At 63.7% G+C, this 15,052-nt stretch carries 14 protein-coding genes; all 14 read right to left on the bottom strand.

Features of this window, described 5'->3' with window-relative positions; genetic code table 11:
• Positions 1–82 precede the first annotated feature (82 nt).
• Positions 83–2,182 carry an FAD-dependent oxidoreductase gene (locus OO730_RS04730; protein ID WP_264983431.1) on the bottom strand — a complete coding sequence of 700 codons (2,100 nt, stop codon included), beginning with the start codon at positions 2,180–2,182 and terminating at the stop codon, positions 83–85.
• Between the two features lie 89 nt (positions 2,183–2,271).
• Entirely contained in the window at positions 2,272–2,847 is a 576-nt protein-coding gene (locus tag OO730_RS04725) for an electron transport complex protein RnfA (protein WP_264983430.1), read from the bottom strand.
• An 18-nt stretch (positions 2,848–2,865) separates the two neighbouring features.
• On the bottom strand, positions 2,866–3,543 hold the full coding sequence (rsxE, locus tag OO730_RS04720; protein WP_264983429.1) for an electron transport complex subunit RsxE: 678 nt from the start codon (positions 3,541–3,543) through the stop codon (positions 2,866–2,868).
• A gap of 2 nt (positions 3,544–3,545) precedes the next feature.
• A complete protein-coding gene (gene rnfG, locus OO730_RS04715; protein ID WP_264983428.1) occupies positions 3,546–4,121 on the bottom strand; it encodes an RnfABCDGE type electron transport complex subunit G in 576 nt (191 codons plus the stop codon).
• 3 nt (positions 4,122–4,124) lie between these two features.
• On the bottom strand, positions 4,125–5,075 hold the full coding sequence (locus OO730_RS04710; RefSeq protein ID WP_264983427.1) for an RnfABCDGE type electron transport complex subunit D: 951 nt from the start codon (positions 5,073–5,075) through the stop codon (positions 4,125–4,127).
• Positions 5,072–6,178: a 4Fe-4S dicluster domain-containing protein gene (locus OO730_RS04705; RefSeq protein ID WP_264983426.1), complete on the bottom strand. Its 1,107-nt coding sequence runs from the start codon at positions 6,176–6,178 to the stop codon at positions 5,072–5,074. Before OO730_RS04705 ends, OO730_RS04710 begins: the two co-directional genes overlap by 4 nt.
• A gap of 7 nt (positions 6,179–6,185) precedes the next feature.
• The gene (locus OO730_RS04700) at positions 6,186–6,950 is read right to left on the bottom strand and encodes a cytochrome c3 family protein (RefSeq protein ID WP_264983425.1); all 765 of its coding nucleotides are present in this window, start codon (positions 6,948–6,950) and stop codon (positions 6,186–6,188) included.
• Between the two features lie 101 nt (positions 6,951–7,051).
• A complete protein-coding gene (locus OO730_RS04695) occupies positions 7,052–8,593 on the bottom strand; it encodes an SLC13 family permease (protein ID WP_264983424.1) in 1,542 nt (513 codons plus the stop codon).
• A 116-nt stretch (positions 8,594–8,709) separates the two neighbouring features.
• Positions 8,710–10,032, bottom strand: coding sequence for a malic enzyme-like NAD(P)-binding protein (locus tag OO730_RS04690; protein ID WP_264983423.1), 1,323 nt, complete (start codon positions 10,030–10,032; stop codon positions 8,710–8,712).
• 23 nt (positions 10,033–10,055) lie between these two features.
• Complete coding sequence (locus OO730_RS04685; RefSeq protein WP_264983422.1) at positions 10,056–10,613, bottom strand: Fe-S-containing hydro-lyase; 558 nt, start codon at positions 10,611–10,613, stop codon at positions 10,056–10,058.
• On the bottom strand, positions 10,613–11,452 hold the full coding sequence (locus OO730_RS04680) for a fumarate hydratase (RefSeq protein ID WP_264983421.1): 840 nt from the start codon (positions 11,450–11,452) through the stop codon (positions 10,613–10,615). The genes OO730_RS04685 and OO730_RS04680 overlap by 1 nt, the downstream gene beginning before the upstream one ends.
• 1 nt (position 11,453) lies before the next feature.
• Entirely contained in the window at positions 11,454–12,194 is a 741-nt protein-coding gene (locus OO730_RS04675) for a fumarate reductase iron-sulfur subunit (protein WP_264983420.1), read from the bottom strand.
• A gap of 24 nt (positions 12,195–12,218) precedes the next feature.
• Positions 12,219–14,099 carry a fumarate reductase flavoprotein subunit gene (locus tag OO730_RS04670; RefSeq protein WP_264983419.1) on the bottom strand — a complete coding sequence of 627 codons (1,881 nt, stop codon included), beginning with the start codon at positions 14,097–14,099 and terminating at the stop codon, positions 12,219–12,221.
• Between the two features lie 13 nt (positions 14,100–14,112).
• Positions 14,113–14,757: a succinate dehydrogenase/fumarate reductase cytochrome b subunit gene (locus OO730_RS04665; protein ID WP_264983418.1), complete on the bottom strand. Its 645-nt coding sequence runs from the start codon at positions 14,755–14,757 to the stop codon at positions 14,113–14,115.
• Positions 14,758–15,052 lie beyond the last annotated feature (295 nt).

Here is a 15,052-nt window from a genome sequence, read left to right as displayed (position 1 = left end):
TTCGCATGCGTGCCGGTGATGTCTCATCAAGGGGTGAGGAGGGTCGGCTGCATGCATTCCTCCAGGGCAGGGTATGGTGTTCTTATGTGTTTGCGTTCTCTATCCGGTCCGTCGGCGCATCCGCATCCCGGTCGTAGCAGACCAGGCCGCATCGCAGGCAGCGGTCGGCTTCGGCCCGTGCTTCGGCCTCGCTCAGTGAGCCTTCGACCTCGTTGAAGGTGCAGTTGCGTTCGTCGCCGTGGCAGAGATGGGGCAGGACGGCCCGTTTCTTCCGTTCCACCTGACCGATTTCCTTGAACAATGTGTACGGGATCATGCCCTTCTGGGTGGTCTCGGGCACCGGGACGTGGTCCTGGGTCATGAAGTAGTGCATGGACCGGGCCGCCTTGCGCCCGTCGCCGATGGCCGAGATGACCAGGTCCGGGCCGGTGTAGACGTCGCCGGCGGTGAATACGCCGGGGATGGCCGTCTGGAAGGTGTCCGGATCGGCCACGATGGTCTGCCAGCGGGTGGTCTCCAGGGGGCACTCGCCTTCCCCGTCGTCGTACAGGCAGCCGAGGTCGGGCTTCTGGCCGATGGCCGGGATGATCAGGCTGGCCTCCATGCGCGCCTCGGAGCCTTCCTTCTTCACCGGGCGGCGGCGACCGGAATCGTCGGGCTCGCCCAGTTCCATCTCATAGTATTCCAGGTGGGTGGCCCTGCCGTTCTCGTCGCCGATGACGCGGGCAGGGGCGGCCAGGAACTTGAACTTGACGCCCTCGTCCTCGGCCCCGACGATCTCTTCCATGTCCGCAGGCATCTCGTTGCGGGTGCGGCGGTACATGAGGGTCACCTCCGCGCCCAGCCGGACGCAGGTCCGGGCCGCGTCGATGGCGGTGTTGCCGCCGCCGACCACGATGACCTTGTCCCCGGTCTCCGGTTTCTGGCCCAGGGCGTGGGCCGTGAGGAACTCGATGCCGCCCATGACGCCGTCCAGGTCCTCGCCCTCGGCGTACATGCCCGACGCCTGCCAGGCGCCGATGCCGAGGAAGATGGTCTCGAAGCCGTCCGCCTTGAGGGTCTCCAGGGTGAAGTCCTTGCCGAAACTGGTGTTGAGCCGGGCATCTATGCCCAGGTCCAGGATGCCCTGGATTTCCCAGTCGAGGTCCGCCTTGGGCAGCCGGTACTCCGGGATGCCGTAGCGGGTCTGGCCGCCCAGGGCGGGCATGGCGTCGAAAATGGTCGGGCTGTGTCCCAGCCGGCGCAGGAAATAGGCGCAGGACAACCCGGCGGGCCCGCCTCCGACGACGGCCACCTTTTTGCCGGTGTCCTTGGCGCAGGCCACGGGCAGGTGCGTCCCGGAGCGGAGCTCCCTGTCGGCCACGAACCGTTTCAGCATGTTGATGCCCACGGTCTCGTCCACGTATTGTCGGCGGCACTCGGTCTCGCAGGGGCGGGGGCAGACCCGGCCGCAGGTGACCAGAAGCGGGTTGCGCTCCTTGATGGTCATGACCGCGCCGTCATAGTCTCCCGCCTTGATCTGCTCGATATATTTGGGGATGTTGATTTGCGCCGGGCATTTCTGGCGGCACGGGGCCAAACAATCCGTGGTCTGATTGAGGTGGAGCAGCCGGGCGGACATGCCGGACACGGTGATGACGCCGCGCGGGCAGGCGTCCACGCAGTTGCCGCAGGCCTTGCACTCGTCGGGGTCGATGACCGGGAGCCCTGCCGGGCCCATGTGGATGGCGTTGAAGGGACAGGCGCGGACGCAGGAGCCAAGGCCCAGGCATCCTTCGGGGCAGGTTTTGGAGCCTCCGTAGAGCAGGTGGGCCGCCCGGCAGTCCAGTGCGCCCTCGTAGTGGAAGGCGTCTTCGGCCCGGGTGCCGCCGGAGCAGTCGCGTACGGCGAGCTCGGGTTCGCGCTCGATGACTTCCTGGCCCATGATGCCGGCCACCACGGCGGCGGTCTCGGCGTCGGAAACGATGCAGACCGAGGCCGGGGCCTTGCCCGCCACGATGGCCGCCGCCGCGCCCGAACAGCCGGGATAGCCGCAGCCGCCGCAGTTGGCGCCGGGCAGGCTGTCCTCGATCAGTCCGATGCGCGGGTCCTCCTTCACGTACAGGAGCTTGGAGGCCACGCCCAGTATGGCTGCGGCTCCGAGGCCGATGCTGAACAGTGTCAGTCCCGATGTCACTATCATGTCTCTGGTTCCCCGTAAGGTTTTATGCTTGGCGCTGCCTGGATTCGGGCAGTCGGGTTTCGTTGCGGTGTCCGGTCATTGCCTTGTCCCTAGATCATGCCCTTGAAGGCGAAGAAGGCCAGGGACATGAGTCCCGCCATGATCAGCCCGATGGGGGTGCCGCGCATGGCCATGGGCAGCCTGCGCACGGCCAGCCGCTCGCGCACGCCCGCCAGGAGCACCAGGGCGAGCATGAAGCCCAGGCCCGAGGCAAAGGCGAACATGGTCGACTCGAAGAGCCCGAATTCCTCGCGCTGGCAGATGAGGGCGATACCCATGACGGCGCAGTTGGTGGTGATGAGCGGCAGGAAGATGCCCAGCGACTTGTACAGCGGCGGGACCATCTTCTTGAGGAACATTTCCACGAACTGGACCAGGGAGGCGATGACCAGGATGAAGGCCAGGGTCTGGAGGTAGCCGAGACCGAAGGGCACCAGGACGTGCCGCTGGACCAGCCAGGTGATGGCGGTGGCCATGACGGCCACGAAGACCACGGCTCCGCCCATGCCCACGGCCACGGACGTCTCCTTGGAGGTGCCGATGAACGGGCAGTTGCCCAGGTACTGGGCCAGGACGATGTTGTTGACGAACATCGCGCCTATGAAGAGAAGAAAGTATTCCTGCATGATCGATTCCTCTCGGGATTAGCTTTGTGTTGCGTGGCCGCAGCCGCCGCAGGAGCCGCAGTCGTGGGTGGGGCCCTGGACCGCAGCCAGTCCCTTGCGCTTGCGCCGGACGTTTTCAACGAAGGTCATGATGGCCAGCAGGACGCCGAGGCTGATGAATGCGCCGGGGGCGTCGACCATGATCCCGAAGGGCTCGAAGCCGCTCCAGGCCAGGTTTTTGCCGAACAGCGCGCCGGTGCCGAGCAGTTCGCGCAACCCGCCGAGGAAGGTCAGGGACATGGTGAAGCCCACGCCCATGCCCAGGCCGTCGGCCATGGACAGCAGGGGGCCGTTCTTGGAGGCAAAGGCCTCGGCGCGGCCCAGGATGATGCAGTTGACCACGATCAGCGGCACGAAGATGCCCAGCTGCTGGTACAGGGGATAGGCATAGGCCTGCATGAGCAGCTCCACGGCCACCACCAGGGAGGCGGAAATGGCGATGAAGCAGGCGATGCGGACCTTGGCCGGGATGAATTTCCTGAGCAGCGAGACCATCAGGTTGGACAGGGCAAGGACGAAGATGACCGCCATGCCCATGCCCAGCCCGTTGTCGGCGGACTTGGTCACGGCCAGGACCGGGCACAGCCCGAGGACGAGTTTGAACGGGGGCAGGTCCTTCCAGAGGCCTTTGGAGAATTCCTTCCACAATCTGTTCATTGTCAGCTCCAGCCTTCCGCGAATTGGCTTTTCAGGGTGTTGAAGATGGCGATGGCGTCCTGCACGGCGCTGACCGTGCCGGTGGAGGAAATGGTCGCTCCGGCCACGGCTTCGATGTCGCCGCCGTTCTTCTTGAGATTCACTGATTCAATGGAGTGCCCCTTGAACTGGGTGGTGTAGCCGTGGCCGGCCACGCGCGTACCCAGACCGGGCGTTTCCTTCATGGTGGTGATGCCGATGCCGGACAGGGTCCGGGCCTGCACGTCGAAGCCGACCATGACGCCGATGCTGCCGCCGTACCCCTTGGCCGAGGTCTCGAAGGCCACGCCGGAGAGCGTGCCGCCCTTCATGGCCGGGAACACGGTCACGGTGCGGCCGTCCACGTCGAATTTCCTGCGGTCCTTGATCGGGTTGTTGTCGTGCTCTCCCAGGACCGATTCGATGGCCGGGGCCTGGACGAAGGTCAGCACCTGCTCTTCGATGATGGGCGCGGTCGTTTCCTTGAGCGCGGCCAGGGTGACCCCGGAGATGCCGCAGATCAGCGACAGGACGACCATCATTTTTATCATTTCTTTCATGGCTTACCTCACTCCGAACGGCTTGGGCCGGATGCGTTCCAGGACCGGGGTGAACAGGTTGGCGAGGAGGATGGCAAAGGGCACGCCGTCGGGATAGACGCCGTAGACCCGGATGATGACGATGAGCGTCCCGACCAGAAGGCCGAAGAGCAGCATGGGCATCTGCCGGTTGGGCGACGACGGCCCGTCCGTCGCCAGGAAGAACGCCCCGAACAGGGTGGAGCCGGTCAGCAGGTGGAAGCCGGGCCCGGCGTATATCGTCGGGTCGGCCATGTTGAACAGCATGGCCGAGACCGCGACGCCCGCCAGGACGCCCACCGGGATGATCGAGGAGATGTGCTTGCGCATCACCAGGAACATGCCGCCGAGCAGGATGCCCGCCATCTGGACGGCGCCCAGCCCGCCGAGCTGCTTGCCGAGAAAGAGCATCCTGGTGTCCGTGATCTGGACCGCGTTCAGGCCGAAGTTCTTGAGCTGGGCCAGGGGATAGGTCAGGTCCGTGGCCAGCATGGACGCATCGATGTCCATGAAGGCGGGCCATGAGATGCGGCAGATGGCCCAGCCCACCAGCGGGGCGCAGAAGGGGCTCCCGCCCAGGGGGCCGAAGGCCATTTTGCCGAGCGCGATGGACAGGGCGCTGCCGGACACGACCAGCCACCAGGGCGCGGAGGCGGGGAGCAGGAAGGCGAACCCGAGTCCCACGGTCAGGGCGTGGAGGTCGTGGACGTCGCTTTCCCTGTCCATGAAATAGTCGCATGCCAGTTCCGTGAGCACGGCGGCGGCCATGGACAGGGCCATGACCCGCGCGGCGGCCATTCCGAAGGTGCCGGTCGCCATGACCGCTGCGGGCAGCATGGCCAGGAGTATGTTGAGCATCCTGCTCCGCACGGTGACGCCGCAGTGGCGATGGGGCGGAACGGAGACGGTCAATGCAAAGGGATTGAGCGGTTTCACTGTTGGTTTTCCTCTCCGGTTTGGGCTGCGGCCCGGGCCAGTTCGTTTTTGGCGATCCGGATGTATTGGAGCATGGGGCGGCGGGCGATGCAGAAATAGCCGCACAGGCCGCATTCGAAACAGGCCGTGACGTGTTCCCTGGCCGCTTCGGCGTACATGCCGAATTCGGCGTAGCTGGTGATCATGGCGGGATCGAGGCGGGCCGGGCAGCGGCGCACGCATTCGCCGCACCCCACGCAGGCCGTGTCCATGGCCACCGGTGCCGGGCTGCTGACCACGGCCACCGCCAGGGTGGACCGGTCCACGCCCTGGTTGGGGGAAGAGGCTGCCGTGCCGCGCAGCGCGCCGCCGAGGACGATGCGGTCGCGGTCGAGGAGGACTTCGCCTTCCGCGTCGATGATCGTGCCCACCGGCGTGCCGAGGGGGATGACGCGGCCCGAGTCGCCCACCGTGACCATGGTCTCCATGGCCGGAAGCCCGGTCTCCATGATCCGGCCGACGTGGAAGACGGTTTCCAGTCCGACGACCACGGTATCCTGAGGCGCTTCGCTCCCGGTCACGGCCTTGGCCACCAGCGGGTCCAGCCCGGCGGGATAGTGCCCGGAAATGACCGTTGTTTCCGTTCCGTCCAGCGCATGCGCCGAACCGCCGGGGACGGCCAGTGCGGTGGACGCCGGATGGTATGCCTCGGCCAGGGCCTTGCACCCTGCCAGCAGGGTGTCGGCGTGTTTGTCCAGCAGCTCGCGGCGGCTGACCACGGTGGGCTCGGCGTCAACGGCATTGATGATCAGGGTGTCTGCGGTGGATACTGCCGGAAGATCGGCCCCCAGTTCCGCGAGACGGTTGCGCAGCTTGAGGCCGGACAGCCCGTCCAGGGAGACCGCGTCCACGGTTTCGCCCGCTTCCGGGGCGATGCGGATGCGGTAGGGGTCCACGTGCAGGACCCTGCCGGAGAACGGGGCGTGGATGTCGCCCCTGTCCGGGACGTTGGAAGTGGCGATGGTCTCGCCGCGTCGGACGTCCTGGCCGCATTTGACCAGCGGGCAGTGGAGGGTCAGGGTCATCTCCGCCTGCGCCGGGTTGTTTGTTGCTCGGGTGTTCATATTCAGCCTACCTGCTGATGTGGCATTGGTTGCAGTTGTCGGGGCCGTAGGGACCGGCGCCCATTTCCTCGTGGCAGGACATGCACTGGTCATGGAAGGCGTTCATGCGGGGCAGGACCAGCTCCCTGGGTTCGGCCTCGTGGCACGAGCCGCAGGAGGTGTAGTCGCCGTCGTATTCGGCCATGTCCACGGGGATGTGGCAGGAGTTGCAGCTCGAAAGGCCCTTGTCGAACATGTCTTCATGGCAGTTGGCGCAGCTTTCGTGCCCGGCCAGGCGCATGGAGATGAGGTCGCCCGAATCTTCGCCCTCGTGGCAGTTGGAGCACTTTTGGGGCTCGGGCTCGATCTCCTTGCCGTGGTGGCAGTCGTAGCAGTCGGACGCATAGTCCTTGTGCGCTTCGTGGTCGAAGATCACCTCGTCGAATTCGGTGTGGTGACAACGCACGCAATAGGATTCGTCAGGGAACGAATCTATATGGTTGTTGACGAAATCTTCATTGAATTCATTGGGATGGCATGAGTTGCAGGCCAGGGCCCTGTCGGAACTCACCATCGCCGGCTCACTCTTGTCGTGGTGACATTGCGCGCATTCGATCTGGTAGTCCCTGTGGTGGACCAGGTGGGAGAAAATGACCTTGCCGCCGTTGTTCTTGAACAGGATGCGGACGGGCATCGGCTGTGTCTGGCCAGATCGGATATAGCCGACAACAGCCACCGCCAGGAGCAGGATCGTTGTCAGGATTACCGGGAATATCTTCGATTTTGAGCGCATCTTTCCTCTCTACCGTGCCGGGACGGCAGCTCCGATTGTGTCTGAGTGTGATTGATTGTTGGGGCCTGCGGGCGGCAGAAGCCGCCCGCAGGGTGTTGTGTTTACTTGGGAATGACAGCCCAATCCGGAACCACGTTGAGGTCGATGCCCCACAGGGCGGGCAGGATGTAGACGACGAATGCCGTGATCAGGATGGAGCCGATGATGTTCAACCAGACACCGGCTTTGGCCATCTGCTTGATGGACACGCAACCCGAGCCGAAGACGACGGCGTTGGGCGGCGTGGCCACCGGGAGCATGAAGGCGAAGGAAGCGGCCACGCAGGCGCCGACGATGGTGGCGAACGGGTGGACGCCCATGGCGATGGCGGCCGAACCCATGATGGGCACGAGCAGGGTCGCGGTGGCGGTGTTGGAGGTGATTTCCGTCAGGAAGATGGTGATCAGGACCACCACGCCGACGAAGAGGAGCATGCTCGCGCCTTCAAGGCCGCCGAGCTGGCTGGCGATGTAGCCTGCCAGGCCGGTCTTTGCGAAGCCGTTGGCGATGGCCAGGCCGCCGCCGAAGAGCAGGATCACGTCCCAGGGGATCTTGACGGCGGTCTTCCAGTTCAGGAGGAACTCGCCCTTCTTGAAGTTGGTGGGGATGGCAAAGAGAATCAGTGCGCCCAGGATACCGATGGTAGCATCGCCGATGTACTTGAAGTGTGGCATCACGCTGAGAACGGTGGCGGATTTGGCCATGAAGCCGCGGGCCAGCCAGAAGGCGGCCATGAAACAGCCGACGATCACGATTTTCTTTTCTTCGCCGGACATGGGTCCGAGTTTCTTGACTTCGTCGTTGATGATCTTGGCGCCGCCGGCCAGTTCCATGTCGCCCATGGGGTACAGGAACCGGGTCAGCAGGATCCAGGCGAGGGCAAGGGTGATGGCGGCAAGGGGAACGCCGAACATCATCCACTGGCCGAAGCCGATCTGCACGCCGAACATTTTTTCGACCATGCCCGCCATGACGGTGTTGGGGGGCGTGCCGATGATGGTGGCCACGCCGCCGATGGAGGCGGCGTAGGCGATGCCGAGCATCAGGCCGCGACCGAAGTTGAATTCGGGGCCCACGCTGGCCCCGGCGTCACGCAGATGCTCGGAACTGAAGCCCGTGGCCTGCTGGATGACGGCCAGGCCGATGGGGACCATCATCATGGCGGTGGCGGTGTTGGAAACCCACATGGACAGGAATGCGGTGGCCACCATGAAGCCCATGATCATCCGGGCCGGGCTGGTGCCGATGGCCTTGATGGTGTAGAGCGCCACGCGGCGGTGCAGGTTCCACCTCTCCATGGTCACGGCCAGGAAGAAGCCGCCCATGAACAGGTAGATCAGATGGTTGGCATAGGGGGCGGTGGACGCGCTGGATTTCATGACACCCAGCAGCGGGAACAGGGCGATGGGCAGCAGCGACGTGGCCGGGATGGGGATCGCCTCGGTGATCCACCAGATGGCCATCAGGGCGGTTACCGCCGCCACGCGCCATGCTTCGAGCTTCATCCCCTCGGGAACCGGGAGGAGCAGCATTGCGATAAAGACAATGGGTCCGAGAAAGAACCCTACCATCTTACCTTTGTTGGATTCAGCCTGATCACTCATGATTCAATTCCTCATAAAATATTCAGTTAGACCTTTGTGCCTCGGAAAGGACCGCAACCCTCAGTTGAAACTAAGGAAATCGCGGGCGGCGACCCCATGCCGCCGCCCGCGATCATTTATATTCCGAGGTTGTATGTATCGACGAATGCACCGACCCGCTTGGAGGAGTCGGCGATGCGTTGCCTGAGTTCGCCCTTGTATGCGTCGAGGTCCAGGGGGTTGCGTGCGATGCCCGCGTCCATGGCGGCCTTGGCCACGGCAACGGACACGTACTCGATGAGCCGCAGGTCCAGCGCCTTGGGGATGACGTAGTCGGGGCCGAACTCGAGCTTGTCCACGCCGAACGCCTTGCACACGTATTCCGGGGCCTCGGTCTTGGCCAGGTCGGCCAGGGCCTGAGCCGCCGCCAGCTTCATCTCCTCGGTGATGGCGGTGGCGCCGCAATCGAGCGCGCCGCGGAAGATGAACGGGAAGCCGAGCACGTTGTTGACCTGGTTGGGGCAGTCGGAGCGGCCGGTGCCCATGATGCAGTCAGGGCGCGCTTCCTTGGCGTCGTCATAGGTGATCTCGGGATCGGGGTTCGCGCAGGCGAAGATGATCGGGCAGTTTTCGGACATGGACTTGACCATGTCCTTGGAGACCACGCCCGCAGCGGACAGGCCCAGGAAGCAGTCCGCGCCTTCCATGGCCTCGGCCAGGGAGCCGTAGGCCTTCTCGGTGGCGTACTGCTGCTTGAACTCGTTCAGGTCCGTGCGGCCCTTGTTGATGTGGCCGCGAGAGTCGAACATGGCGATGTTCTCGAACTTGACGCCCATGTTCCGGTACAGGTTGGTGCAGGCGATGGCCGCCGCGCCCGCGCCGGAGATGACCACGCGCATGTCCTCGGGCTTCTTGCCGGAGATCTCCAGCGCGTTCATCATGCCCGCTGCGGTGACGATGGCCGTGCCGTGCTGGTCGTCATGGAAGACCGGGATGTTCATTTCCTTTTTCAGCTTCTCTTCGATGTAGAAGCATTCCGGGGCCTTGATGTCCTCGAGGTTGATGCCGCCGAAGGTGGGCTCCAGGGCCTTGGTGATCTCGCACAGCTTGTCGGGATCGGTCACGTCGAGGTTGATGTCGAAGACGTCCACGTCGCCGAAGACCTTGAACAGCACGCCCTTGCCTTCCATGACCGGCTTGCCCGCGTGGGGGCCGATGTTGCCCAGGCCGAGCACGGCGGTGCCGTTGGACACGACGGCCACCAGGTTGCCGCGGGCGGTGTACTCATAGGACTTGGACTGGTCCTCCGCGATGGCCTTGCACGCCTCGGCCACGCCGGGGCTGTAGGCCATGGACAAATGCTTCTGGGTCACGCACGGCTTGACCGGGACGACCTCGATCTTCCCTTTTCTCCCCATGGAGTGGTAGCCGAGAGCTTCTTCTTTGGTGAATAAGGCCATTTTTATCTCCTTTGAATGGTTGGTTATTTTACGCCAGCCGCCTCAAGGTCGGGAACCGCGTACAGTTCGCCGCCGTGGGCGTCGTTGATGACCAGAAGCGGGAAGTCCTTGACCTTCATTTCGCGGATGGCCTCGGGGCCGAGTTCGTCAAAAGCGATGACGGTGGACTCCACGATGGAGTTGGAAAGCAGGGCTCCGGCTCCGCCGGTTGCGCCGAAGTACACGCCCTTGAAGTCCTGCATGGCTTTGCGGGTCTCTTCGTTGCGCTTGCCCTTGCCGATGGACGCCTTCATGCCGAGGGAGTGCAGGCGCGGGGCGTAGGAATCCATGCGGTAGCTGGTGGTGGGACCGGCTGCGCCGATGGGGCGGCCCGGGGGGGCCGGGGAGGGCCCGACGTAGTAGATGGCCGAGCCTTCCAGCTTGAAGGGGAGTTCCTTGCCCGCGTCCAGCAGGTCGATGAGCTTCTTGTGTGCCGCATCGCGTGCGGAGTAGATGAAGCCGGTCAGGAAGACCACGTCGCCGGCCTTGAGCTGCTCGATGTCTTCATCGGTCAGCGGTGTGTTCAGCTTGTATTCTGCCATTAGAGTTCAACCTCCTCGTGACGCTGGGAGTGGCACTGGACGTTGACCGCCAGCGGCAGGCTCGCCAGGTGGCACGGTTCCATGGTCATTTTGACGCCGAGCACGGTGGTCTTGCCGCCAAGGCCCATGGGGCCGATGCCGAGCGCGTTGATGGCCTCTTCGAGTTCCTTTTCCTTGGCCGCGATTTCCGGATCGGGATGGGTGTCGTCCAGCTTGCGCAGGAGCGATTTCTTGGCGATCTTGGCGGCGTGTTCGAAAGTGCCGCCGATGCCCACGCCGATGACGGTGGGGGGGCACGGGTTGGGGCCTGCCTCGGCCACGCGGTTGATCACGAACTGCTTGATGCCTTCCCAGCCCTGGGCCGGGGCGAGCATGGTCACGCGGGACATGTTCTCGGCTCCGCCGCCCTTGGCCATGTAGGCAATTTTGAGCTTGTCGCCGGGCACGAAGTCGAAGTGGATGATGGCCGGAGTGCCGTCGCCGGTGTTGGCGCGGGACAGGGGGTCGCATGCGGACTTGCGCAGGTAGCCGTCGGCGTAGCCCCGGCGGGTGCCTTCGTTGATGGCGTAGCGCAGGTTGCCGCCTTCAATGCGGACCTCGTCGCCCACTTCCACGAAGTACACGGCAAGGCCGCAGTCCTGGCACAGGGGCAGCTTGGTATCCATGGCCAGGTCGGCGTTCTCCAGGAGCTGGCGAATGACTTCCTTGGCGGACGGGGTTGTTTCCTCTGCCATGGCCTGTTCCAACTTGGCCCGGACGTCGCCCGGGAGTTCGGTGTTGGACTTGATGCACATGGCGGCCACAGCGTCGATGATTTCGCTTGTCTGTATGGTACGCATGCTATTTCTTCCTGAAGATGTGCTTCATTGCGGTGATGCCCATTTTGCGGCGCAGGAAGCCGAGCTGGTTCTGCAGGGGCAGCCCCTTGGGACAGACGTCTTCGCAGGCCAGCAGGCCCATGCAGCCGAAGATGCCGTTGTCGGTGCCGATGATCTCGAAGTACTGCTCGTCCGTGCGCTGGTCCCGGGGGTCGACCACGAAACGGGCGATGCGGTTCAGGGCCGCGGCTCCCATGAAGTCGTCACGCAGCCGGGCGGTGCCGCAGGCGGCCACGCAACAGCCGCACTCGATGCATCGTTCGAGCTCGTAGATCTGCTCGGCCACCGAGTTGTCCATGCGCTCCTCTTCCTTGGTGGGATCGAAGGTCTTGGTGGTGTGCACCCAGGACTCGGTCTTTGCGTACATTTCGCGGAACCAGACGCCCGTATCCACGGACAGGTCGCCCACCAGCTTGAAGACCGGCAGGGGATGCAGGGTGATCCGGGTGGGCTGGTCCTTGGTCTTGGTCTGGCAGGCCAGGCCGGGACGGCCGTTGATGACCATTGCGCATGCGCCGCAGATGCCGGCGCGGCAGCAGAAGTCGAAGATGAGACTCGGGTCCTGTTCCTCGCGCAGCCTGTTGAGGGCGATGAACAGGGTCATGTTCGGGGTTTCGTCCAGGGTGAATTCCTGCATGTGCGGAACATCACCCTCCCTTTCGGGATTATACCGGAATATTTCGAATTTTAATTGTCTACCCATGATGCATTCCTTTTTTGATCCGGGTTACTTCTTCTTGCCGATTTCCGTGACGGGGCTCTTGACGGTGCGCTCCTTCACGTACTTCTCGTCTGCCGGGATGATGCTGCCGCCGCCGTAGCCTCGGTCGCCCGGAGGCAATTCGAAGAGCGGGGTGGTGTCTTCATATTGCAGCTCGGGCATGTCCGCGCCTTCGCGCCAGTAGGCCAGGGTGCGGTTGAGCCATTTGGCGTCGTTGCGTTCGGGGTAGTCCTCACGGTTGTGGGAACCGCGGGATTCGGTGCGCATCAGGGCGGCCTGCGCGATGCATATGGCGAGCCTGACCTGGCCTTCGAGCTTCATGGCTGCGGCCAGCTCGTGGTTGGGGCCTGCGCCGTCGGAAACCAGGCCGACCTGGCGGGCCTTCTCCATGGTTCCCTGCAAGGTGGACACGCATTCCTCCAGCCCTTCCTTGTTGCGGAACACGAAGCAGCCCTTCATCAGGGCCTCCTGCATCTCGTTGCGCACTTCGTACACGTTGAGCTTGCCGTTGCGGCCGTGGGTGATGTCGTGGATGCGCTCTTTCTGGCGCTTGATCTCGAGGTTGATGGCCTTGGTGTCGAACTTGGTCTCGTAGCCCTTGAGGAATTCCACGATCTTGGCGCCGATGATGCCGCCCGCGACCACGGTCTCGGCCAGGGAGTTGCCGCCCAGCCTGTTGAAGCCGTGCATGTCCCAGCAGGCTGCTTCGCCCGCGGAATAGAGGCCCTTGAGCCCGTAGACCGCGCCGTCCTTGTTGGTGCGGATGCCGGCCATGGTGTAGTGCTGGGTCGGGCGCACCGGGATGAGTTCCGTGCGCGGGTTGACGCCCAGGAAGTGATGGCAGATCTCGTCCACTTCCCTGAGCTTGGTGGAGATGTGCTTGTCGCCCAGGTGGCGGATGTCCAGCCACAGGTGTTCGCCGTAGGCGGACTTGACGCCCTTTCCGGCGCGCATGTGCTCGGTCATCCGGCGGGAGACCACGTCGCGGGAGGCCAGCTCGGCCTTTTCCGGCTCGTAGATGTGCATGAACCGCTCTTCGTTGACGTCGAGCAGGGTTCCGCCGTCGCCGCGGCAGCCCTCGGTGACGAGGATGTCGGTGGGCACGATGCCGGTGGGGTGGAACTGGATGGACTCGGGGTTGCCGATGGGCACCACCCCGGTCTCGTGGGCCAGGATGTGGCCGCCGCCGTCGCAGATGACCGCGTTGGTGGTGGCCTTGTAGATGCGGCCAAAGCCGCCGGTGCAGATGGCCGTGGCCTTGGCCAGGTGGACTTCGAGCTCGCCGGTGCGCAGGCAGCGGACCACCGCGCCCATGCAGGTCTCGCCGTCATGGATGAGGGAGATGGCTTCCTTCTTGTCGAAGACGTCGATGCCCAGTTCGGCGCACCGGTTGTCCATGGTGCACATGACCGCGTGGCCGGTGCCGTCCGAGGTGTAGCAGGTGCGCCACTTGGCGGTGCCGCCGAAGGAGCGGGCCGTGATCAACCCTTCGTTTTCCTCTTTTTCGTACTTCTCGAATTTCTCGCCGCCCTTGAAGAAGAAGGACTTGCCGGGAACCACGCGGTTCCAGGGCACGCCCCAATGGGCCAGACGGCGCATCTCGATGGGAGCGGTGTCCGCGAAGAGGCGGGCGACTTCCTGGTCGCAGCCCCAGTCGGAGCCTTTGACGGTGTCGATGAAGTGGACGTCGGTGCAGTCGCCTTCTCCCTTGGCGCAGTTGCCCAGCGCCGCCTGCATGCCGCCCTGGGCGGCCGAGGAGTGGGAGCGTCGGGCGGGAACGATGGAGAGGCAGCTGGCCTTGAAACCGTTCTGTGCGGCTTCGCAGGCTACGCGCTCACCGGCCAGTCCGGCGCCGATGACGAGCAGGTCGGAATAATATGTTTGCATTGGATAATCCTCTCTAGCCTAACGTTACGAAGCGGATCAGGGTGATGACGCCGATGACCATGAAGATGGTGAACAGGGACGTCTCGAATAATTTGAACCCCTTACGCCCTTCGGATTTCACGAATCCCCATTTCACCGCGATGCGGTAGAAGCCGACGCTGACGTGAAGTTCGACGCAGGGCAGGAGGATCATGTAAAAGACGAACCACCAGAAGTGCTGCATGCGTGCGGCGGACTTGGCGGCGGTGATGGGCAGGTCGTTCAGGACGACCCACATGTGGATGGCACCCAGGATCAGGATGATCATGGCCGTTCCGGCCTGGACGATCCAGAGCCAGGTGTCGCGGTGCTTCAGCATCTTGGCGTGCTGCCAGATGGTGATCTGGCCCTCTGCGCGGAAGGGAATCTTGCGCGCGGCCAGGACGAAGTGCACCAGGAATGTGAGGAAAATAAGGGGACCGCCGACCTGGGCCATGTACGTGGCCTCGAAGAAGTTGGCGATGGCATTCATGATGCTCGGGGATATGACCACCGAAGACACGAGCAGCATGTGACACCACATGAACAGAATCAGGCCGGCTCCCGTCAGCATCTGCAGCCAGTCAAGACTGGCGTCTCTGCGGGACAAGCCTGGGACGGATGTCGTAAAGGTTTTCATCATTCTTCACCTGTTGTTCTTGATTGATATGAATGTGGACTGGGCCACTGCCTCATCGATCACTGTGCATTGAGAGCCGGATGTCCTTCGGAGCCCGGCCCGGGAAGGACTGCCCGCAACCGGTTCGGTTGCCATGGGCTTCTCATGCGCCTCCATTGCGAGAAAACGGACCGCAATGGCCCTATAAAGCAACAGGCGTGCCACGAGACCGTGATAAAAATATCACGTTATTTCAGTGTTATAATGGGTCGCGAGAATGGGAGTGAGCGGATTTTCGCCAGTAGCCGGAGCGACT

This window comes from Pseudodesulfovibrio portus (assembly GCF_026000375.1).
GTDB classification, from domain to species: domain Bacteria; phylum Desulfobacterota; class Desulfovibrionia; order Desulfovibrionales; family Desulfovibrionaceae; genus Pseudodesulfovibrio; species Pseudodesulfovibrio portus.
This window is presented reverse-complemented; position numbering and strand designations above follow the sequence as displayed.